This window comes from Pasteurella sp. XG20, assembly GCF_018968665.1.
Classification (GTDB): Bacteria; Pseudomonadota; Gammaproteobacteria; order Enterobacterales; family Pasteurellaceae; genus Pasteurella; species Pasteurella multocida.
This window is the reverse complement of record NZ_CP076656.1, coordinates 187,177-210,547: the sequence shown is the minus strand read 5'-3', so window position 1 is coordinate 210,547 and position 23,371 is coordinate 187,177. Positions and strand designations below refer to the sequence as shown.

Here is a 23,371-nt window from a genome sequence, read left to right as displayed (position 1 = left end):
TCAGAATGGGAACAGTAAAGGAATTAAAAAGACACTTACGATCATCACTAATAAAGTGAAAGGTACACCAACTTTAACAAAGTCCGCAAATTTATACCCACCGGGACCTAATACCATGGTATTCACAGGGGAGGACACTGGCGTCATAAATGCAGCGGAGGCTGCGACTGCAATAATCATCGCAAATGGCATCGGTGATACTTGTAATTGATGGGCGATGGTAATCGCAATGGGAGCCATTAAAATAGCCGTTGCGGTATTAGAAATGAATAGACTCACCGCTGCGCAGAGTAAAAATAAACTCATTAACACCGCATGTAAACCTAATCCCCCCACTGCATCTAACATTAATTTCACCGCTAAATCTACACCACCGGTTTTTTGCAAAGCGATAGAAAAAGGCATCATGCCCACAATTAACACTAAACTTGACCAATGGATCGATTCATACGCACTTTTCCCATCGACACAACGGAAATAACCGAGCATTAAGCACGCAATCAGGGCAGCAATCACATTCGGTACAACCCCACTCACCATTAATACCACCATGGTTAAAATCGCAAATACCGCATGGGGTGCTTGTGTGGCGGCGGGGACAGCTCTTTCCATTTCAAGCGGATAGTTTAAAACATAAAAATCTTTCGCATGATGCTGCATCTGTGCAATGGCTTTCCAATCCCCGACGACGAGAATCAAATCCCCTAAAGCATAACTGACATCCGAAAAATTACCGACTAAGACTTCACCATCACGTTTCACTCCCACCACATTTAAACCAAATTGTGAACGAAAACGCAACTCCGATGTGGTTTTTCCAATACAATCGGAATCTGGTACAAGTGTGATTTCTGCCATGCCAATGGATTTCGCTTGTTGTGAGAAACTTTGGCTACGAATTTCCGCCATTTCTAAATGATTTTCTTGGCAAAACTGCTCTAAATCGAATTCAGGATGACTGCTGTCCATCATTAAAATATCTTTCTCACGAATCTCAGAGGTGCCTAGCGCGGCAATAAACATCGGTCTAAATCGTTTCCAACGTTCAATAGCTAACACATTTAAGCCATAACTAGAACGCAGATGAAGTTCGTCTAAATTTTTCCCAATGAATGGCGAGCCTTTTTTGACAACCAGTCGTTTGGTCCGCTCACGTAGCCCATACTCATCGATCAAATCATTCATTGAGCGTCGACTGGTATCTTTTTTGGTTTGTTCTTCAGGATCAGTTAACCAACGGCGCGCCACTAACATATATAAAATCCCCATGGTCAGTACGACTAGACCGATAGGGGTAAAATCAAAGAAGTGAAAACGAAAATCCGTATTACGAATCAATTCCGCATTGACGACTAAGTTAGGAGCAGTGGCAATCAAGGTCATCATGCCACTAATTAAACCAGCGACACTCAGTGGCATCATAAGCCGTTTCGGTGAGATATTCATTTGCTGACAAATGACTAACACCACTGGAATAAAAATCGCCACAATCCCTGTCGAACTCATAAACGAACCGAGTACCGCCACCGCGAGCATTAACAAAATTAGCACTTTGGTTTCATTATTTTTCGAGGCTTTTAATAACCATTCACTCACTTGATAAGCAATCCCGGTACGTACAATTCCTTCTCCGACAATGAAAAGTAATGCAATCAAAATGACATTAGGATCACTAAAGCCGGCTAAAACTTCATTTACACTTAAAATGCCACTTAAAGCAAAGGCGACAATCACTAATAATGCCACCACATCCATGCGGATTTTATTACGTACAAATAAGACAATCGCGCCAAATAAGAGCAGTAAGACCCAAAATAACGAACTTGTCCAGAAAGGTGCTTGTAAGCTGAGCTCCACGTTAAACTCCTCACAAAATAAATAGATGAATTATAAAGTATTGAGTAATTTTCGCACAGGCGCAAAACTACGTCTATGCTGGGCTAAAGGTCCCAACTCGGCTAATTTGGCTAAATGCAACGCCGTTGGGTAACCTTTATGTTGCGCAAAGGCATATTCCGGATAGCGTTTATCTAACTCAGCCATTTCTTGATCGCGTGCGACTTTCGCCAAAATGGAAGCAGCGCTGATTTCTGCCACCAGTCCATCACCTTTCACAATCGCTTGTGCGGGGATCATAAGCTCTGGCACACGATTGCCATCCACTAACACAAAGTGCGGTTGAATTTTCAAATTTTCGACCGCTCTTTTCATCGCTAACATGGTGGCATGCAAAATATTTAATTGATCAATTTCCTCTGCTTCTGCGCGCCCCAAACTCCAAGCTAAGGCTTTTTGCTTAATTTCTTCGGCTAACAAAAGGCGTTTTTTTTCAGACAGCTTTTTCGAGTCATTGAGACCTAAAATAGGTTGATGAGGATCTAAAATCACCGCTGCCGTCACAACCGCGCCCACTAAAGGTCCGCGCCCGACTTCATCCACACCTGCAATGAGTTCAACCCCTTTGGGATATTCAAATACCATGTTATTTATCCTCTTGTTCGAGTAATGCAATCACAGCTTGTGCCGCTTGTTTATCTGCATCACATTGGATCAACTTGTGTAAATCCGTAAAGCGTTGAATTAATGCATGACGTTGTTGTAACGCGCTTTCTTCTTGGCTTAAATAAAGCGCCAGTTTTTCAGCAAGATTTTCTGCTGTACATTGCTCTTGGATAAGCTCTGGTACCAACATTTCATTCGCCAATAAATTCGGTAAGGAAACATACTCTGTTTTCACTAAGCGCTTTGCTAAGAAGTAAGTGGTTGCTTTCATACGATAACCCACCACCATCGGCGATTTACATAACATGGCTTCTAGCGCTGCCGTCCCTGACGCTAATAAGGTTGCTTCTGCGGCTATCATGGCTTGGCGAGCCTTTCCGTCTAACAAGATCAGCTCTAATTCTGGCGCGACTTGCGCTTTAATTTGTTCAAATTGTTCACGACGCTTAGCATTAATCAATGGAACCAAGAATTGAATATCGGGATATTGTTGTTTTAACAATTTAGCCGCTTGCAAAAAAGGTTCCGCTAAAAAGGTAACTTCTGAACCACGACTTCCAACAAGTATCGCCACATAACGCTGGCTTGCATCAAGATTTAAATATTCACAAGCTTCCTGACGATTTGGTTTTAATGCGATCGCATCTGCCATCGTATGACCGATAAAACGGCAAGGCACCTCAAAACGATCATAAAATGCTTTTTCAAAAGGTAAAAAAGCTAAAACGAGATGCGTCGCTTTGGCAATTTTATGAATACGATTCTGACGCCAAGCCCAAACGGAAGGGCTGACATAATGTATGGTTTTGATGCCATTTTCTTTTAACTTCAATTCAACGTCGATATTAAAATCCGGCGCATCAATACCAATGAAAATATCTGGCTTTTCTTGCAACATGGTGTGAATTAATTGACGGCGGATTTTCAATAAACGGGGTAAGTGTTTCACCACTTCGGCTAATCCCATGACTGAAAGCTCTTCCATATCTACCAAGGTTTCCGCGCCTTCTGCCAACATTCGAGGCCCCGCGATCCCAATAAAGCGTGCATGAGGATACTGAACTTTCAAACTGCGGATAAGCCCAGCACCCAAAATATCACCCGACACTTCGCCGGCAACAATGGCAATCGTCGGCGGCTGTTTATGTATTTCTTTCATCTCTCAATCCTAGATAAAAAACAACCGCACTTCTCAGGAAAAAAGTGCGGTCGATTTGAGTCAAATTTCGCTTAATTAACGAATAATTCCGCGTGTTGAACGCTTGAAAAACTCAACAAAGAAGCTAATCGCTGATTCTTTTGCCGCCACTTGTTCAATTTCGGGCATCACTTCTTCTAACGTTTTGCCACTGCGGTAAATCAGTTTATACACATTGCGAATCGCATGTAGGGTCGGTTTATCAAAACCACGACGTTTCAAGCCTTCAATATTCACACCAAACGGTTTTGCGTGATTGCCTTGCGCCATCACATAAGGTGGTACATCTTGGCTGACCATTGAACCACCACCTAGCATCACGTGTGCGCCGACAATGACAAATTGATGAATCGCAGACATCCCACCAACAATCACAAAATCATCGAGCTCAACATGCCCAGCTAATGTTGCATTATTGGCTAAAATACAACGATTCTTAATGCGGCAATCATGTGCTACATGCACATTCACCATCAATAAGTTATCATCACCAATTACCGTCACAGAACCGCCCTGCGCTGTACCACGGTGAATCGTCACACTCTCACGAATGCGGTTACGATCACCGATGATCGTTCTGGTTGGCTCACCTTGGTATTTTAAATCTTGGTTGGTGTCGCCAATACTGGCGAATTGAAAAATTTGGTTATCGCGCCCAATCTTAGTAATGCCTTTGACGACAACATGCGAATGTAAGATCGTACCTGCACCAATTTCGACTTCTGCACCAACAAGACAAAAGGGACCGATAACAACATTCTCACCAATTTTTGCTCCGGCCTCCACAATTGAGGTAGGATGAATCTGTGCGGTTGGGTGGATCATATTTTACTCCTTGCTTATTATGCGGGACGACGAGCACACATTAATTCTGCTTCGCACACCACTTGACCATCTACGGTTGCCACACCAGTGAAACGCGTAATACCGCGACGTTCTTTCAAGAAGTGAACTTCTAACACCATTTGATCACCAGGTAACACAGGACGTTTAAAGCGCGCATTATCAATTGCAGCAAAATAATAAATTTCATTTTCTAATTGACGGTAAGTTTTACAGGCGAGCACCCCCGTCGCTTGTGCCATGGCTTCCAAAATCAACACACCCGGAAAAATCGGTTGTTCTGGGAAATGTCCCGTAAAGCAAGGCTCATTTACGCTAATATTTTTTACAGCTTTAAGCCATTTACCTTCTTCATAATCCACCACACGATCCACTAATAAAAAAGGATAACGGTGAGGAAGCAATTTCATAATTTCATTTGCTTCAATGATTTTTGTTGTGGTAGTTTCAGTTGTCACAATAGTACCTTCCAATAAAAATAAAACGATAAAACATTCAAAATTATACGGTATTTACGTGCTGAATACAAAACGCACCACAAAAAAGTGCGGTTCGTTTCACGCTTATTTCTTCTCGAATTTCTTTTCTAAGGCTTTTAACCGTTTATTCATCGCATCAATGCCTAACGTCAATGCAGCGGTTTTACGCCATTCTTTATTCGTTTGTAATGGGATACCCGAAGAGTACACGCCGGGTTCAGTAATTGGACGCATCACCATCCCCATGCCTGTAATCGTCACTTTATCGCAGATTTCCATGTGTCCATTGATCACACTGGCACCACCAATTAAGCAATAGCGTCCGACGGTCAAGCTACCAGCCATAATCACCCCACCAGCAACTGCAGTCCCGGTCCCAATATGGACGTTATGCGCAATTTGGCAAAGATTATCAATAATCACATTATCTTCAATGACCGTTGGATCTAACGCACCTCGATCAATACAAGTGCAAGCGCCAATTTCGACATGATTGCCAATAATGACTTGTCCAACTTGTGGAATTTTAATCCAACGCCCACGATCATTGGCGTAACCAAAACCATCACTACCAATCACTGCACCAGATTGAATTAAACAATGTTGCCCTATTTCAACCTCATGATAAACACTGACATTTGCCCATAGCTGGGTATAAGCACCAATTTTGCTATTTTTGCCGACAAAGCAGTTAGCACCAATGACTACATGATCACCAAGCGTTACCCCGTCTTCAATCACCGCATTGGCACCAATTGAGACATTTTTTCCTATCACAGCACTAGCCGATACCACCGCACTGGCGGCAATGCCGCTCGCAGCTTTCGGCGTGCTATCCATATATTGTGCTAGAACGGCATAAGCCACGTACGGATCTTTTACAATCAATAAATTACTTTGCTCTGCACAAAACGCCACATCCGCTTCTGACACCACCAAAATCCCGGCATGAGATTGTGCCAGTAAGGAACGGAACTTAGGATTAGAAATAAAGGTAAGCTGTTTTTCTGTCGCCTTATCTAAAGGCGCAATACTTTCTACAACAACATCGGCGTTACCACGAATGGTAGCGCCGATCTGTTGTGCTAATTCTTGGAGGGAATAAACTTGCATTATTTCGCCTGTGTCGCAGGAATGACTTTTAGAACATCTTCAGTAATATTTTTTGCATCTGCAGCAAACACGACTGCCCCTTCATTCAGTACTAATGTGTAGTTTTTCTCTCTTGCAACCGTATTTACCGCGTTTTGAATGCTATCCACTAATTTTGCGGTTTCTTCACGTTCACGTTTTGCATAATCGTCTTGATATTTACTGACTTCTTCATCATGTGCAGTAACGAGCTTATTGATCGCTTCTTGCTCGCTATTGCCGAGTTTATTGATTTCTTCTTCACGTTTTTTAATATCTGCACTGCGTAATTTCGGGGCATCTTTTTGTAATGCAGCAACTTTAGCTTCAACTTTCTTTTGAGAAGCGGCAATTTTTTCATCAATGCTTTTTTTATTTGCAGTGAGTTTTTCTACTCTGGCTTTAAACTCTGACTCTAATTTTTCTGCCACCATTTTACGATCTGGGTGATTTTGAAATAAATAATCCCCACTGATAAATGCAATATTTTCTGTGGCCATGGCTAAAGACGAAGTAAAGGCTAATGCTAAAGAAAGTGCGGTAACTTTGACTGCTTTTTTCATTGGTTTCTTTTCCTATTTCAATAAAGATATGAATAAATACTGTGCCGAACGCTGACGGCACAGATGGCTGTTTAGACTACAATTTTTTACATAAGTTCCAATCGATTATTAGAACGTCCCACCAATGCTGAATTGGAACTGCTCAATTTCATCGCCTTGGTATTTCTTAAGAGGTTTCGCATAAGAGAACACTAACGGTCCAATTGGCGATTGCCATTGAAGCGCCACCCCAGCTGAAGCACGAACGCGACTTGGATCACTGTAATCTGGTAATTTTATATGACTAAATTTTGCCTTATCCGCTGCTTTCCAACGCGTATTCCACACACTTGCGGCATCCACAAACAAAGAAGTTCTTACTGAGTTTTGATTTTTATCTGCGACAAATGGTGTTGGGACAATGAGTTCGGTACTGGCGGTGACCATTGCATTCCCCCCAATCACATCGCTACTGACTAAACAATAGCTGTCAGGACATTGACGTGTACGATAAATTGCATTTGGTCCAATCGCACCATAGGCAAAGCCACGTAAACTCCCGATACCGCCTGCGCTATAATATTGATAGAACGGCAAACGCTTACCGCCAAATCCATCAGCAAAAGAGGCACTAATACGGCTTGAAAGTACCCAACCATGTTCACGATCTAACGGATAGAACCCTTGTGCTTCTGCATTGAGTTTATAATATTTATTGTCTGAGCCCGGAATGGTCACTCGTCCACCAATATTGGCACGTACCCCTTTGGTTGGGAAATAGCCACGGTTAAGACTGTTATAATTCCAACCAAAAGACAAATCAAAATCGTGCGATTTAAAGGTCCAAGAGTCATTATATTTCATTGATTGGCGATATAAATCACGATTATATTCTGGCGCGATATTCTTCAATTTATTATACGTATAGCCCACACCAAGATAATATGAGTTATTCTCATTCACTGGGAAGCCTAGTGTCAAATTACCACCATAGCTAGTCCGTCCATAAGCCGCAGAGGTATTACTTTTGGAACTATCATATTCTTCAAAGAAAACATTGCCACCGAGGCTCACACCATCTTTGGTAAAGTACGGCTCATTATAACCAAGATTGATTGTAGTACCGTAGTCATTACGCGTCCCACCTAAACTAATAGAAGATCCCATTCCTAAGAAGTTATCCTGTTTAATACTGGCTTGGTAGCTCAACCCACTTTCTGTACCATAACCAATACCAAAGTTAATACTACCCGTATTACGCTCTTTGACTTTATAAATCACATCGACTTGATCAGAACCCGGGATAGCTTCTGTTTTGGTTTCTACACTCTCAAAGAACCCCGTACGATCTAAACGTAATTTACCTAACTCAACCAACTCCGAGGATAGCCAAGCGCCTTCTTGTTGACGCATTTCCTGACGTAAGGTGCTATCTGCACTACTTGTATTGCCTTCAAAACGAATTTGGCGAACCGTATAACTTTTGCCTGCTTCAACAATAAAATCTAACGAAATCGTTTTATCTTGTTCGTCAAATGTCGGGTGAACATTGACTTGCGCAGTCGCATAACCTCTTTCACCTAACTTCGATTTGATGCGTTGTTCAACTTCCAATACGTTTGCGCGACGGAAAAGACCATTTAGTTGAATCGTATCTAAAATCGGGGCAAGTTCTGCTGACATGCCACCCACATCCCCTAGAATACGCGCGCTTTTCACTGTATATAAGTCACCTTCTTTCACTTTAATAATGACACGCACTTCTTTTTTATCATCACTTAATTTGATATCAGTATCTAAAATTTGGAATTGCGCGTAACCACGATCTAAATAATAGCTACGTAAGGTTTCTAAATCTTTATTGAATTGGGTTTGATCAAATTTGTTACCAAACAATTTCCACCATGCATCTGTTTGAAGTTCCATTTGATCTTCTAATTTACTGCTGCTAAACGCTTGATTACCTTCAAAAATAATTTCTTTAAATAGCGCAACATCATCTTCATTAATTTGAATTTTAATTTCCGCGCTATTATTTGGTAGTGTATTCACGATAGCCTCTACCTTCGCATTATAGCGACCGACACTATTGTAGTGTTCGACAATCCCTTTCCGGAATTCTTCTAATTTAGCACGGTTTAATACATCACCGACTTTAAAGCCATTCGCATCTAAGTTTTGTTTAATTGCTTCATCAGGAATCGATTTATTACCGTCAATCACGACGTTTGAAATAACAGGTTTAGGCATGACTGTCACAACTAAAGTATTCCCTTCGCGACTTGCTTTCACATCATCATATTGCCCACTCAGGAATAATTTTCGTACCACATTAGCAATATCGTTATCTGTTGCTCGCTGCCCAACACGAACAGGAAGTGTAGCTAATACACTTCCTTCTGTACCTGCTTGAACACCGTCAACACGAATGTCTTTCACTACAAACGGCGCAGCAAATGCAGTGGTTGAACCAAATAATAAGCTCGCAATTAAAAGTTTTTTCATCGTGAATGTTATCCTGTGAGTAAAATTAATTATAAACGTAAGAAATCATTAAAGAGTGCAAATCCCATTAAAGCCATTAATATCGCTGCACCAATTCGATAACTCAAATTTTGAATACGTTCTGAGAGTGGTTTACCTCGGACCGCCTCAGCCGCTAAAAAGACTAAATGACCACCATCAAGAACAGGTAATGGAAATAAGTTCATTATGCCTAAATTCACACTGATCAATGCCATAAAACCGAGGTAATAAATCAACCCAATTTCAGAAGAGATGCCCGCACCTTTCGCAATAGAAATCGGACCACCTAAATTCTTCAAAGCCAGATCACCGGTAAAGAGCTTGCCAATCACTTTTATCGTTAACCATGAAAGCTGTATCGTCTTCTCAACCCCTTTCTGTAAGGCCTCAAGAATACCATATTTTAATTCGGTTCGATATACATCAGAGATCGGGGCAGCCGTCGGCGCAATCCCCACATACCAGCGTCCTTTTTTGTTTAATTCTGGTGTCAGAACAACAAAGGAAAACTGACCATCACGTTCAACCTTAACATTAAACGGTTTTCCTTCTTGTACAAACTGTACAAATTGTTGCCAACTAATTAACTGCTCTCCCGCATAAATGCGATCACCGGCTTTTAAGCCTGCTTTATCGGCAGGTGAATTGACCTCGACCTTAGACAAAATCATGTCCACTTTAGTTCTCACAGGTTGCAGACCAAGTGAGCTCATGGCACTTTCTTTTTCAGGATCAAAACGCCAGTCTTTCGTATTGAGTACTTTATGTTGCTCAATAGACGAGCCAAAAGGCGATAACGTTAGGTGAATTTCATCATTTCCCATCTTAGTTGCCAACAACATATTAATGGTTTCCCAATCGCTCACTTTTGTGCCATCTACCGCCATAATTTGTGTATTCGGTTCAATCTGGGCTTGGGCAGCAATAGAATTTGATGAAATGTCCGCAATGACAGGTTTTACTGTCGGGATACCCACAGTATAAATCGTAAAATATGCCAGAATCGCAAATAAGAAGTTCGCGATAGGACCTGCTGCAATCACGAAAGCGCGCTGTAGTACACTTTTTTGATCAAATGCACGTGAGCTCAATTCAGGCGGAACCACTTCATTACGTCCATCTAGCATTTTGACATAACCACCGAGTGGAATCGCAGATATGACAAATTCGGTTCCCTGTTTATCCGTGCGCGACCAAAGTACTTTACCAAAACCAATTGAAAAACGATGAACCTGAATACCGCACTTTCTCGCAGCCCAAAAGTGCCCATACTCATGGACTGCAACAAGTACACCAATAACAATAATAAACGACGCAAATGACCATAAAAATGACATAAATCTGTTGTTCCTAATGCATCATGAAATCACGAAAAAGTAAAAATAAGCAAAGAACGGAACGGCCGCCGTTAAACTATCAATCCGATCTAAAATACCACCATGTCCCGGAATGAGCTGACTACTGTCTTTAATGCCACTTTGACGTTTAAACATACTTTCGGTGAGATCACCTAATATTGATACAGCAACAGTGGCAACAGAAAGGGCAATGAAAGCAGGTATTGAGATACCAGAAAGCAAACTTTCTTGCGTGAAGTGAATAAAAATACTGGCTAGAATTCCTGCTGTGACTAAGCCACCGATCACGCCTTCCCAACTTTTACCGGGAGAAACTTTTGGTGCAAGTTTATTTTTGCCGAACTGGCGCCCAGCAAAATATGCTCCCGAATCCGCGCTCCAAACAAGAATGAAAACATAGAGTAATAAAATTAAACCGTGATAGGGATCTGTTACATAATGTGCTAAGCGTAAACGTAACACGCCAGCAAAGAAAGGCACTAAGGTTAAAAAGGCAAAAACAAATTGCAATAATTTGTTTTTTCCCCAATAGGTCGCCCCTTTGGGATAACTTATCACTAAGCCTAAGGCGACAAACCACCAAAGCACAGAAGAGAATAAAAGAAGTGAGAGCGTATTTTCAAACACACGACCCGCATTTAAATAGTCACTTTCACCATAAATCCAAAGAAATAGAAAGGCTGCGGATAAACCCGTTAAACCTAAACGCCAGAAAGACCATTTGAAATGCGCAAATTGCGTCCACTCCCAAACAGCGAGAATAACGACAACACCTACTGCAAGTGCAAAATAGAAGGGTGAAAAGAAAAACAATGCAATAAATACTATTGCAATTAACATGATCGCTGACAAAACACGTTCTTTAAGCACAATCTAATCCTCTTTATTATTCTTCTGCACCACCAAAGCGTCGGTGGCGTTGTTGATAAGCAATAATTGCTTCGTTAAATTCCTTTTCATTAAAATCTGGCCAAAGTACATCAGAAAAATACAGCTCAGCATACGCGATTTGCCATAATAAAAAGTTACTAATTCGTTGTTCACCACTCGTTCTAATTAATAAATCGACTTGTGGCTGCTCTTTGGTAACCAAAGCTTGCTGTAATACTTGCGCATTAATCTCATCAACGGCTAACTTGCCCTCTTTAACCTGTTGTGCGAGCGATTTTGTAGCTTGCACGATATCCCAGCAACCGCCATAGTTCGCTGCAATATTTAAGGTTAAAGCTGTATTGTTTTCAGTTAATTTCTCGGCCTGATGAATTTTATTCTGCAAGCTGGCACTAAACCCCGTTACATCCCCTAATATATTCAATTTAATATTATTTTTATGCAACTTTTTAACTTCAAGATCTAACGCTTGCATAAATAACGCCATTAATGCATTCACTTCTTTTTTTGGGCGGTTCCAGTTTTCACTACTAAACGCATAGAGTGTTAAAACTTTAATGCCCACTTTTCGGGCATAAGAAACCGCCTCTCGCACGGCTTTCACCCCATTTTTATGACCAAAAATGCGCATTTTGCCCTTTTGCTGTGCCCAACGCCCATTTCCATCCATAATAATCGCAACATGTTGTGGGATATTATTTGGATCAAGTTCTACCATATTCTCTCAAATTTCTGACCGCACTTTTTTCGCCACTATACCACAAGGCTTACGGATGTGAAAAACTTAAAATGATTGACTGAGATAATTCCCTTGCCTTTTTATCTACCTCAAGTACATCTTCTATGCAATGAATTTTTTGTGGCTGCAATTTGCTCACGACTAACTGATTTAGTCGCGCAATATCTGTGAATTTAATCTTATTGTCTAAGAAAGACGCTACCGCGATTTCATTCGCTGCATTCATTGCTGTCGTGGCATATTGTCCGGCTGAAAATGCGTCAATGGCTAATTTTAAACAAGGATAACGTTGATAGTCTGGCTCAATAAAGGTTAATCCATTCAGTTGGTAAAAATCCAAGGGCTCAACGCCAGCAACGGTCCGACTTGGATATGCCATGGTTTCCGCAATCGGTGTACGCATATCAGGATTCCCCATTTGTGCAATCACGGACCCATCGATGTAACGTACCATAGAATGAATAATGGATTGAGGATGAATAATAACTTCCATTTCCTCTGCCGAGGCATTAAATAACCAGCGTGCTTCAATATATTCCAACCCTTTATTCATCATGGTAGCGGAATCGACAGAGATCTTTTTCCCCATTGACCAATTAGGATGCGCAACTGCTTGTGCTGGGGTGATCTGTTCAAATTGCTCCAGAGGGGTATAACGGAATGGACCGCCGGATCCCGTTAACACAATCTTACTGATCCCTAATTCAGAAAGCGGGCAAAACCCAATTTGTCTTTGCGCTTCAGGCGGAAGGGATTGGAAAATCGCATTATGTTCACTATCTACTGGTAACAATTGTGCTTGAGATTCACGCACTGCATCAATAAATAATTGCCCGCAAGTTACCAAGGCTTCTTTATTTGCTAATAGTACACGTTTTCCAGCTTTCACCGCAGACAAAGTAGGCAATAATCCCGCCGCCCCCACAATCGCAGCCATTACCATATCTGCTTCAGGATGTGCCGCTAACTCACAAATGGCTTGCTGTCCTGCTAAGACTGTTGTTTTGCTTTGGTGGGCTTTCAGTTTCTCCGCCAACATTTTGGCTGCGACATCGTCATCTAACGCAGCAAACGACGGTTGGAATGTCAAACATTGTTGAAACATTAGCTCTACATTACGTCCACCAACTAACGCAAACACTTGGTACTTATCAGGATTATGTATAATCACGGATAAAGTACTGGTACCAATTGATCCAGTTGAACCTAAAATAACGATCTTTTTCATAAAATAACTAATACTCATTAATAAAAAACGATTTACTTCACACTTGAAATAAACCGTTTTATGTATTCAATAAAGCGCCCTCTTAATATCTGAATGGATGTAATGATTAGATAGACCAATCAATACTATGCTTGACATATCCGTCCATAAAGAGAGGCTCATGAATTAGAAATCAAGCAATTCTTTCTCTTTATCTGCCAATACTTCATCCACTTTTTTCACGAAAGTATCCGTGATTTTTTGGATTTCGTCTTGTGCTTTACGCTCTTCGTCTTCACTGATTTCTTTGTCTTTCAGCAAAGCTTTAATTTGATCATTAGCATCACGACGCACATTACGTACTGCAATTTTCCCTTGCTCAGCTTCACCTTTCACAATTTTAATTAAATCACGACGGCGTTCTTCTGTTAATGGCGGTAACGGTACACGAATCGTTGTCCCGGCAGAAGACGGGTTTAACCCTAAATCTGAGGTTAAAATCGCTTTTTCTACCGCACTAATTAAGCTACGATCAAACACAGTGACCGCAAGTGTACGCGCATCTTCTGCAACCACGTTGGCTAACTGACGTAATGGGGTTGGTGAACCATAGTATTCCACTTGAATACCATCAAGTAAACTTGGTTGAGCACGACCTGTACGCACTTTAGCAATGTGGTTTTTAAAGGTTTCTAAGCTTTTTTCCATACGCAATTGCGTATCTTTTTTAATTTCATTAATCACAAGAAGTCCTTCTTTATAGTCAATAAGTCTTAGTTAATCGGCTGCCTGTAAGTTTAATCTAATTCTGGTGAAAAATCACGACAACTTTTGGTCACAAATCAGTGTCCCTTCGACTTCACCCAAAATCACTCGACGTAATGCTCCCGGCTTACCCATATTAAAGACCCGAATTGGCATATGATGATCACGTGCTAAGGTAAAGGCGGCTAAATCCATCACTTGCAATTCATGCTCAATAACATCAGCATAATTCAGCTGATGATAAAGCACCGCATCTGCATTTTTTGCGGGATCGCAATTATACACACCATCGACTTTCGTCGCTTTTAACACCACATCCGCTTCAATTTCAATTCCACGTAAACAAGCCGCAGAGTCCGTTGTAAAAAATGGGCTTCCTGTCCCCGCAGAGAAAATCACTACGCGTTTTTCACGCAACATTTTTATTGCTTCAGACCAGTTATAGGTATCACAAATACCATTTAATTGAAAGGCTGACATCAGTTTGGCATTCACATCAGCACGATGTAGTGCATCGCGCATGGCAAGACCATTCATGACGGTTGCGAGCATCCCCATGTGATCACCAACTACACGGTTCATCCCTGCTTTTGCTAATTTGGCACCACGGAACAAATTACCACCACCCAGTACAACACCAACTTCGACGCCCATTGCTACTAATTCTTTAATCTCGAGCGCCATTCTGTCTAAGATAGACGGGTCAATACCAAATCCCTCGTCACCTTGTAATGCTTCACCGCTTAGTTTTAATAAAATTCGTTTATAAATTGGTTGGCTCATTTTGTACCTCTTTTGATTCTGTAAGCAACAAATTATCTTTTATTCCGCTGCACTCTGACATCTTATACACAAAGAGAGGCGAGTGCCGCTATCCATCTCTCTTATAAAGAAAAGGCGAGTTACCTCGCCTATTTTTTAGAAATTAGATTTTTTGCATCGCTGCAACTTCTGCTGCAAAGTCAGATTCAACTTTTTCGATACCTTCACCCACTTCGAAACGAACGAAGTTAGTCACATCAGCACCGCTTTCTTTTAAGAATTCACCTACTGATTTAGCTGGATCCATTACGAATGGTTGACCTGTCAATGACACTTCACCAGTGAATTTCTTCATACGACCTTCAACCATTTTTTCTGCGATTTCACGTGGTTTACCTGATTCCATCGCGATTGCCACTTGGATTTCACGCTCTTTTGCTACAACATCTGCTGACACATCTTCTGGTTTAACAAACTCAGGACGGCTCGCTGCAACATGCATCGCGATTTTTTTCAATAAATCTTCGTCTGCATTTTTACCCGCAACTAATACACCAATTTTGGCACCGTGTAAGTATGAACCAACGACATCGCCATCTAAAAATTGTACGCGACGAATATTCATGTTTTCACCAATTTTCGCCACAAGCGTTGCACGTTTTTCTTCAAATTGTGCTTGAAGTGCTTCAATAGTCACGCCTTTGTTCGCTAATGCATAGTCTGCTACTTCGTTCGCTAAACCTAAGAAGCCAGCATCTTTTGCCACGAAGTCAGTTTCACAGTTCATTTCCACTAACACACCGAAACCAGCGCCAATACGAGCAAGGATAACCCCTTCTGCTGCCACACGACCTGCTTTCTTAGCCGCTTTTGCTTGACCTGATTTACGCATGTTATCGATCGCTAATTCGATATCACCATTTGCTTCAACTAACGCTTTTTTACATTCCATCATACCTGCGCCAGTACGCTCACGAAGTTCTTTTACTAATGATGCTGTGATTTCAGCCATTTTTTAATCCTCTGTCCGCTTGATTTTGTGCAATTTCTTAACCGCACTTTCACATAAAAAAGCAGGGAACTTAATTCAGCCCCCTGCTAACCAATTAATCGTTGTGATTAATAATAAGGGCTTGCGCCTTATCTACCTGAATTACTCAGCTTCTGCTACAAAGTTCTCTTCAGTGACAGCGTCTTGGTGACGACCTTCTTTAACCGCCGCGGCTGCTGCTGAAAGATATAATTGGATTGCACGTGCTGCGTCATCGTTACCTGGGATAACGAAATCAACACCATCTGGATCTGAGTTAGTATCAACGATAGCAAACACTGGAATACCAAGATTGTTTGCTTCTTTCACTGCGATGTGTTCATGGTCTGCACCGATAACGAATAACGCATCTGGTAAGCCACCCATCTCTTTGATACCACCAAGACTTAATTCAAGTTTCTCCATCTCACGTGTACGCATTAACGCTTCTTTTTTCGTTAATTTATCGAACGTACCATCTTGAGATTGAGTTTCTAAATCTTTTAAACGTCTAATTGATTGACGAACTGTTTTCCAGTTAGTCAACATACCACCTAACCAACGGTGATTGACATAATATTGTTGACAGTCTAATGCTGCTGCTTTCACTGCTTCAGTAGCTGCACGTTTTGTCCCAACGAATAAAATTTTACCGTTGTTACCCGCAATACGTGTTAATTCCACTAAGGCTTCATTGAACATAGGAACAGTTTTTTCTAAGTTAATGATGTGAACACCGTTGCGTGGACCATAGATGAATGGTTTCATTTTTGGATTCCAGTAACGAGTTTGGTGACCGAAGTGAACGCCAGCTTGTAGCATATCGCGCATTGAAACTTGTGCCATAATAATATTTCCTTTTAATTGGGGTTTAGCCTCCACATACCAAGCAAATCGACCGTTTGGCACCCCGATTTACCCTCACGATATGTGTGTGATGTCTAAGTTAAAAATTAAATGTGAATGTTATTTTTCAAAAGTCAAAATAACGGGGTGCTTTATACCATAAAGAGCGGTCAATTTCTAGCAATTTTTTCACAACAGGTCCGATTTGTGCTACAATCTTGTTCACATTACATATCTTTCATTTATAAGGAGATCGTAATGAAAAAATGGCTCTTTATGCTTCCACTCATTGTCATTGGATGTGGCGTTTACTGGACACACTATCATCATGATAACCAACATACCGATATTGTGTCTTCAAATGGGCGTTTGGAATTTTTACGATTAGATGTTGCCAGTTTGTATGCCGGACGCGTCGAACAAGTCTTGGTCAAAGAAGGCGACTATGTCAACAAAGATACGCTTCTAGCAACCCTCTCTTCTGATACGGTTAAAACCCAAGTCGATACGGCCTTCGCGCGAAAACAACAAGCCCAACAAGCAGTAAAACGCGTACAAGCACAACTCAGTGCACAACAGCAACAACTCAACACCGCCCAATTAGATGTCGATAATGCACATAAATTGCGCAAAAATCAGCTAATTTCCTCAAGCGAATTTGAAAAACGTCTTGCTTTACGCGATGCTGCCCAAGCCAATTTACACGCATTAGACATCGCTGTACAAGAAGCACAAAGCAGCGTGGTGCAAGCGGATGCCCAATTACGGCAAGCACATGCTATTTTAGCAGATTTACAGATTAAAGCGCCTCAAGCAGGACGCGTTGTCTATAAATTAGTTGAAGTGGGCAATGTGATCGCGGCGGGACAAAAAGTCGTTAGTCTATTGGATCTTAATGAAGCCAGTATGTACTTGTTTTTTCCAGCCCCTATCGTCAATCAAATTCCCTTACAAAGTGAAGCACGTCTTGTATTTGACGGTCTCGAGGCTGTTTTCCCTGCCACCGTTAGCTATGTATCAAGTGATGCACAATTTACGCCTAAATTTGTTGAAACCACGACAGAACGGGAAAAATTGATGTTTAAAGTCAAATTGCAGATCCCCTCAGATATCGCACAAAAATATGCTGACTATCTGAAAGGCGGTATGACGGGAAATGGTTATATCCGGCTTTCCTCGTCCACTGAGTGGCCAGCCGAGCTACAACTTCACTTACCAGATTAAGCGCAGGAGGGGGCATGAACACAATTCGTGTCGTGAATGTGACCCATACTTACCAAAAAACGACCGCACTTGATCAAGTGTCACTCTCACTTCCTGCGGGCAGTACGGTTGGATTAATTGGACCTGACGGTGTGGGCAAATCCACTTTACTTTCCTTACTCGCAGGCGTGAAAATCCTACAACAAGGACAGATCACGGTCTTCGGTCTCAGCCAAGCCGAGAAAGCAGAGCGTGAGTGCTTACTCAAACGCATTGCTTTTATGCCACAAGGGCTTGGTCGCAACCTTTACCCGACTCTCTCGGTGTATGAAAATATCGAATTTCATGCCTGCTTATTTGGTCTCACGCAGACACAACGTCAACAACGGATTCAACGTTTATTACTTGCCACAGGACTCGCCCCTTTTCAAAAACGGGCCGCGGGAAACCTTTCTGGTGGTATGAAACAGAAACTGAGTTTATGTTGTGCCTTGGTGCATAATCCCGATTTATTAATCTTAGACGAACCGACAACCGGTGTGGATCCCCTTTCACGCCAGCAATTCTGGACTTTAGTCAATGAACTCCGCCACGAAAATCCCGCTATGACTGTTCTCGTAGCGACTGCATATATTGAAGAAGCCGCTCAATTTGAACATTTAATTGCGATGGATGACGGAAAAATTTTAATGAGTGCCCCGACACAACAGGTATTAGAAGCCACTATATCGGACAGCCTCGAACAAGCTTACATTAAATTATTGCCAGAGACCAAGCAAACCCATTGGCATGCCGAGCAAATTCCACCGTTCTGCGCGGATCCAACGTTACCCTTTGCCATCGAAGCAGAAGGACTGACCAAAAAATTTGGCACCTTTACCGCTGTTGACCAAGTCAGCTTTAACATTCCACAAGGGGAAATTTTCGGTTTTTTAGGCTCGAATGGTTGTGGCAAAAGTACCACCATGAAAATGCTAACCGGCTTACTTGATGCAACAGAAGGCACAGCAACTTTGTTGGGGGAACCCATTGATTCAGGGAAAATGGAGACACGCCAACAGGTAGGCTATATGTCGCAGGCATTTTCTCTTTATGAAGAGCTGACCATTCGCCAAAATTTACTATTACATGCCAAACTCTATGATCTCACCGGTGAACGTGCAACTCAGGCCGTTTCGCAAGCGCTTGATCAATTTCAACTCATCGACGTCGCGGAGAAATTACCACGTGACTTATCCTTAGGCATACGTCAACGCTTACAGCTTGCCGCTGCTTGTTTACATCACCCCAAAGTCTTAATTTTAGATGAGCCGACTTCCGGAGTTGACCCTGCTGCACGGGATATGTTTTGGCAATACCTCATTCAACTTTCAAGAGAAGAAAAAATCACGATTTTTGTTTCAACGCACTTTATGAATGAAGCACTACGTTGTGACCGTATTTCATTAATGCATCGCGGTAAAGTACTCGCAGTCGGTACCCCCGAATCCCTCTGTCAACAACGTCAAACCGATAATTTAGAAGAGGCATTCATTGCATTTCTTGCTGACTATCCCGAAACAGAAGTGCCCGCGACCGCTTCACAGGCACCTTCCAGCGTAGTAGCGTTACCCCATAATCAAGACATGACACACTCAAGCTCACTCTGGCTTTGGTTTAACTCGATTTGGACCTTTGCTCGACGTGAAAGCAAAGAAATTTTACGTGATCATATCCGCTTAATTTTCATCATTCTGGGACCGATTATTTTACTCTTTGCTGGCAGTTGGGGACTGTCTTTTGATACCAACAGCCAGAATTTTGCAGTTCTCGATCAAGATCAAAGTGCAGAGAGTCGCCAACTTATTGAAGCATTCGAACAGTCTGCTTATTTTAACGCCATTGCGCCGTTAAACGTGCGGTCTGATTTAGCCACACTTCTAAAAACAGGGCAAGCGCGGCTATTAATTGAAATTCCACATCATTTTGGGCGAGATTTATTACAACAACGTCAACCTGAAATTGCCTTTTATATTGACGGTTCAATGCCATTTACAGGGGAAAATATCGTTTCCTACATACAACAAATTTTACGCCAATACCAAACGCAACTGTATCAGCAACAAGGCATCGACTTACCACAACTTGCACAGCTAGAAGTGCGTTTTATGTATAACCAAACGTTCCGCAGTGTGAATGCCATTTCGCCCGGTCTGATTATGGTCACATTGATGTTGATTCCTTCCATGATGACCGCACTTGCCGTGGTGCGTGAAAAAGAAATTGGTTCTATCACCAACCTCTATGGGTCACCCGCAAGCGTTTTGCAGTATGTGCTTGGTAAACAACTCCCTTATGTGTTTTTAGCTTTGACCAGTTATTTTTTGCTAGTTGCTATGACCGTTTGGATTATTGGAGTGGACATCACTGGCTCTTTTTGGGCAATGACATTAGGCGCCTTGTGCTTAATCTTATCCGCCACCGCCTTTGGCTTATTGGTCTCTGCCTTTGTGAAATCACAGGTCGCTGCTATTTTTGCTACCGCGATTATCAGTATCGTTCCAACGATCAATTTTTCTGGTTTGCTCTACCCACGCTCAACTATTACAGGTTTAGGTTATTGGATGGGTGTAAGTTTTCCAACCAGTTGGTATCACTTGATCAGTTTAGGCGCCTTTACTAAAGGCTTGGGAATGAAGAGTTTTCTGCATTTATATCTGATTTTACTGCTCTTTTTTGCTGTTTATTTAGGGCTGACATGCTTCCTTTTGAAAAAACAGGAGAAATAACATGAAACGTTGGATAAAAAATGTTTATTTCTTATCTGGTAAAGAAATACGTAGTTTCTTTAGCGATTACACTTTATTGGTGTTAGTGATTATTATGTTTACGGTGATGATCTATTCCATCGCCAAAGGCATCACGACCGAAGTCAAAAATGCCACGGTAGCAATCTTAAATGAAGATCGCAGTCCCCTTTCTTACCGTATTCAAGATGCGATGCTCCCTCCACAATTCAAGTCAGTGGTTGAAATCCAACGTGCAGACATTGATGCGGCTATGGACAGTGGTGAGTTTATCTTCGTACTCACTATCCCTCCTCATTTCAGTGCAGATGTGTTAGCGCATAAGCAACCTGAACTACAATTATTAGTAGATGCCACCGCTATGTCACAAGCTGCGGTAGGTGCAGGCTATTTGAGCCACATCATTCAGCAACAACTGTCGGAATACTTAAGTCATATCCCCTTGGATAGAACACTGCTCGAACCTAAACTGAATGTTTTATTTAATCCCAATTTAAAAACCGAGTGGTATATGCCAATTACACAAATTACTGGTAACTCGACCTTACTCACCCTAATTTTAGTAGGCGCCGCGGTGATTCGAGAACGAGAGCATGGCACCATTGAACACTTACTGGTGATGCCTGTTAGCGCGAGTGAAATTGTTATCTCAAAAATTTTAGCTAATGGCTTCATTATCCTCATCGCCGCCTTCTTATCTTTATATTTTGTAGTGCATCAATTCATTGGGGTACCAATCAATGGCTCAATGACGTTATTCATCGTCACAGAAGCCATTTTCCTGTCTTCTATGGCAGGGCTTGGCATTTATTTAGCGACCCATGCCCCTACGATGCCGCAGTTCAGCTTATTGTGTTTACCTGTCTATGTGGTGTTATATCTTCTGTCTGGCAGTTTATCCCCATTAGAAAATATGCCTGTGGCAGTTCAGTATCTCATGCAACTGTCCCCATTAACCCAATTCATTTCAATTGGTCAAGATGTGCTCTTTCGTGGGGCAGGGTTTACTGTGATTTGGCCGAAAGTATTGATGATAAGCCTAATGGGCGCATTTTTTATTGTAGTGGCGATTTTCCGTTTTAGACACATGCTCGCGCGTCAAAGCTAAGGAACGATTATGCAAAAAACAATGATGACTTTTCTGCTCAGCAGCATGCTACTGGGCTGTCAGCAGACCGAAGTGGATTTACAGTCTAATATCCAATTACCTGATGTTTATCAATATGCACGCCTAGAAAAGGGGGCGCCAATCGTCCAAAATTGGTGGGAAAGCTGGCAAGATCCACAACTTAGCCGTTTAATCCAGCAAGGTTTAGCACAAAACCACCAACTTGCGATCGCTAAAAGTAAAATACAAGAAGCACAAGCAATCGTGAAAATCGCACAATCCACGCGTTTCCCTACTATTGGTGCCCTTGCCAATAGCGGTAAATCTCACCTTGATATTGAACAAATTGATATCACGCCAAGCGGTGTATTAGGTGGCATACGTGTTGCTTGGGAGCCTGATATTTTTGGACAAAAACGCAGTGATACTGATGCTGCACAAGCCACCGTATTGGGCGCTCAACAACAGTTTTATGCTGCGCAAATCCTTGTGGCAAGTGAAATTGCCCATTATTACTTGCAAGCGCTCCACAACAAAAAACAACAAGCGTTATTACAACGTACTCAAATGGCGCTAAAAGCCTTACAAAACTATATTGAGGGACGCTTTAATGCGGGGCAAGCTAGTGCTTATGAGCGCAATGAAATCAAAATAAAACGCCACTCTCTTGCAGCCAAACAAGCGATACTCGATGCCCAATTTATTGCCGCCCAAAATGCGATTGCCGTGCTGATTGGAGAAACGCCACAACACTTTAAGTTGGATATTGGGCAAATGCAAAACGTGGATATCCTCTCTCACTTACCGCGACCACCAAAAGGAATACAACCTGCTGATTTACTTCATCAGCGTCCTGATATTCAAGCCCAAACTGCCAATGTGAAAGCCCACGCAGCTAAATTAGCCAGTGCTAAAGCGGATTTATTTCCCCGCTTCACACTCGATTTCCTCTGGCAAACCGGACGTATTAAATTAGACGCGGACTTACCGACATTACAAGCTTGGCAAAACGTCGTCAGCGCAGGAATCCAGTTACCGATTTTCACTGCGGGACGTATCCAAGCGAACATTCAGGCAAGCGATGAACGCTTACAACAAGCCTTACTTCAATATGATCGCACTTTATTACAAGCTCTAGCAGAAGTCGAAAATCACTATCAACAACAATTTTCACTCACTCAGCAAGCACGTTTATTAACACAGGCAAGTCGCACTCAGCAACAGCAAGTACGTGATACACAGAAATTGTTTCAATATGGCGACTATACCTTTGATCGTGTATTGCAAGCGCGCCTCGATGCCTTGACCTTAGAAGAAAAACAGCTTGAAAATCAACTGGCTTGTGCCATGAATTTAGTCTTGTTATACAAAGCTATCGGCGTTGGTTGGCAATCGCAATAATGCCTTCTACTTTCCTGATACGAAAAAAAGCCTAGCAAATTCGCTAGGCTCTCA

The 23,371-nt window shown here is 41.9% G+C and carries 20 protein-coding genes; 4 read left to right on the top strand and 16 right to left on the bottom strand.

Going from position 1 to position 23,371, the window contains the following annotated elements:
* The 16 genes from KPF51_RS00945 to rpsB form a co-directional block, all read right to left on the bottom strand.
* Positions 1–1,857 carry an SLC13 family permease gene (locus KPF51_RS00945; protein ID WP_005755681.1) on the bottom strand — a complete coding sequence of 619 codons (1,857 nt, stop codon included), beginning with the start codon at positions 1,855–1,857 and terminating at the stop codon, positions 1–3.
* A gap of 30 nt (positions 1,858–1,887) precedes the next feature.
* Positions 1,888–2,481, bottom strand: a complete 594-nt coding sequence (gene rnhB, locus KPF51_RS00940) for a ribonuclease HII (protein ID WP_005725099.1) — start codon at positions 2,479–2,481, stop codon at positions 1,888–1,890.
* Position 2,482: 1 nt separating this feature from the next.
* Positions 2,483–3,661, bottom strand: a complete 1,179-nt coding sequence (gene lpxB / locus KPF51_RS00935) for a lipid-A-disaccharide synthase (protein ID WP_005725097.1) — start codon at positions 3,659–3,661, stop codon at positions 2,483–2,485.
* A 75-nt stretch (positions 3,662–3,736) separates the two neighbouring features.
* On the bottom strand, positions 3,737–4,525 hold the full coding sequence (lpxA, locus tag KPF51_RS00930; protein WP_005719528.1) for an acyl-ACP--UDP-N-acetylglucosamine O-acyltransferase: 789 nt from the start codon (positions 4,523–4,525) through the stop codon (positions 3,737–3,739).
* 17 nt (positions 4,526–4,542) lie between these two features.
* On the bottom strand, positions 4,543–5,001 hold the full coding sequence (gene fabZ / locus KPF51_RS00925) for a 3-hydroxyacyl-ACP dehydratase FabZ (protein ID WP_005719526.1): 459 nt from the start codon (positions 4,999–5,001) through the stop codon (positions 4,543–4,545).
* 105 nt (positions 5,002–5,106) lie between these two features.
* On the bottom strand, positions 5,107–6,135 hold the full coding sequence (lpxD, locus tag KPF51_RS00920; protein ID WP_005725095.1) for a UDP-3-O-(3-hydroxymyristoyl)glucosamine N-acyltransferase: 1,029 nt from the start codon (positions 6,133–6,135) through the stop codon (positions 5,107–5,109).
* Complete coding sequence (locus KPF51_RS00915) at positions 6,135–6,716, bottom strand: OmpH family outer membrane protein (protein WP_005719521.1); 582 nt, start codon at positions 6,714–6,716, stop codon at positions 6,135–6,137. Before KPF51_RS00915 ends, lpxD begins: the two co-directional genes overlap by 1 nt.
* A gap of 108 nt (positions 6,717–6,824) precedes the next feature.
* Complete coding sequence (bamA, locus tag KPF51_RS00910; protein WP_211599547.1) at positions 6,825–9,200, bottom strand: outer membrane protein assembly factor BamA; 2,376 nt, start codon at positions 9,198–9,200, stop codon at positions 6,825–6,827.
* A gap of 29 nt (positions 9,201–9,229) precedes the next feature.
* Positions 9,230–10,558, bottom strand: a complete 1,329-nt coding sequence (gene rseP / locus KPF51_RS00905; RefSeq protein WP_005755678.1) for a sigma E protease regulator RseP — start codon at positions 10,556–10,558, stop codon at positions 9,230–9,232.
* A 21-nt stretch (positions 10,559–10,579) separates the two neighbouring features.
* A complete protein-coding gene (locus KPF51_RS00900) occupies positions 10,580–11,449 on the bottom strand; it encodes a phosphatidate cytidylyltransferase (RefSeq protein WP_005752429.1) in 870 nt (289 codons plus the stop codon).
* Between the two features lie 16 nt (positions 11,450–11,465).
* Positions 11,466–12,188, bottom strand: coding sequence for a polyprenyl diphosphate synthase (gene uppS, locus KPF51_RS00895; protein WP_005725086.1), 723 nt, complete (start codon positions 12,186–12,188; stop codon positions 11,466–11,468).
* Positions 12,189–12,237: 49 nt separating this feature from the next.
* Positions 12,238–13,455, bottom strand: coding sequence for a 1-deoxy-D-xylulose-5-phosphate reductoisomerase (ispC, locus tag KPF51_RS00890; protein WP_172452380.1), 1,218 nt, complete (start codon positions 13,453–13,455; stop codon positions 12,238–12,240).
* Between the two features lie 147 nt (positions 13,456–13,602).
* Positions 13,603–14,160: a ribosome recycling factor gene (gene frr / locus KPF51_RS00885; protein ID WP_005725082.1), complete on the bottom strand. Its 558-nt coding sequence runs from the start codon at positions 14,158–14,160 to the stop codon at positions 13,603–13,605.
* Positions 14,161–14,235: 75 nt separating this feature from the next.
* Complete coding sequence (gene pyrH / locus KPF51_RS00880) at positions 14,236–14,964, bottom strand: UMP kinase (protein WP_005725080.1); 729 nt, start codon at positions 14,962–14,964, stop codon at positions 14,236–14,238.
* 142 nt (positions 14,965–15,106) lie between these two features.
* Positions 15,107–15,955 (bottom strand): translation elongation factor Ts, encoded by an 849-nt coding sequence (gene tsf / locus KPF51_RS00875; protein WP_005719507.1) that lies wholly within the window; start codon positions 15,953–15,955, stop codon positions 15,107–15,109.
* Positions 15,956–16,096: 141 nt separating this feature from the next.
* Positions 16,097–16,819 (bottom strand): 30S ribosomal protein S2, encoded by a 723-nt coding sequence (rpsB, locus tag KPF51_RS00870; protein ID WP_005725076.1) that lies wholly within the window; start codon positions 16,817–16,819, stop codon positions 16,097–16,099.
* 258 nt (positions 16,820–17,077) lie between these two features.
* Between rpsB and KPF51_RS00865 the strand changes: the two genes are divergently transcribed.
* Genes KPF51_RS00865 through KPF51_RS00850 form a run of 4 tightly spaced genes read left to right on the top strand, consistent with a single transcriptional unit; the run spans position 17,078 to position 23,317 of the window.
* A complete protein-coding gene (locus tag KPF51_RS00865) occupies positions 17,078–18,043 on the top strand; it encodes an HlyD family secretion protein (protein ID WP_061406245.1) in 966 nt (321 codons plus the stop codon).
* 14 nt (positions 18,044–18,057) lie between these two features.
* Positions 18,058–20,790, top strand: coding sequence for a ribosome-associated ATPase/putative transporter RbbA (rbbA, locus tag KPF51_RS00860; protein WP_061406246.1), 2,733 nt, complete (start codon positions 18,058–18,060; stop codon positions 20,788–20,790).
* 1 nt (position 20,791) lies between these two features.
* Positions 20,792–21,916 carry an ABC-2 transporter permease gene (locus tag KPF51_RS00855; protein ID WP_005752424.1) on the top strand — a complete coding sequence of 375 codons (1,125 nt, stop codon included), beginning with the start codon at positions 20,792–20,794 and terminating at the stop codon, positions 21,914–21,916.
* Positions 21,917–21,925: 9 nt separating this feature from the next.
* Entirely contained in the window at positions 21,926–23,317 is a 1,392-nt protein-coding gene (locus tag KPF51_RS00850) for an efflux transporter outer membrane subunit (protein ID WP_005758163.1), read from the top strand.
* Positions 23,318–23,371 lie beyond the last annotated feature (54 nt).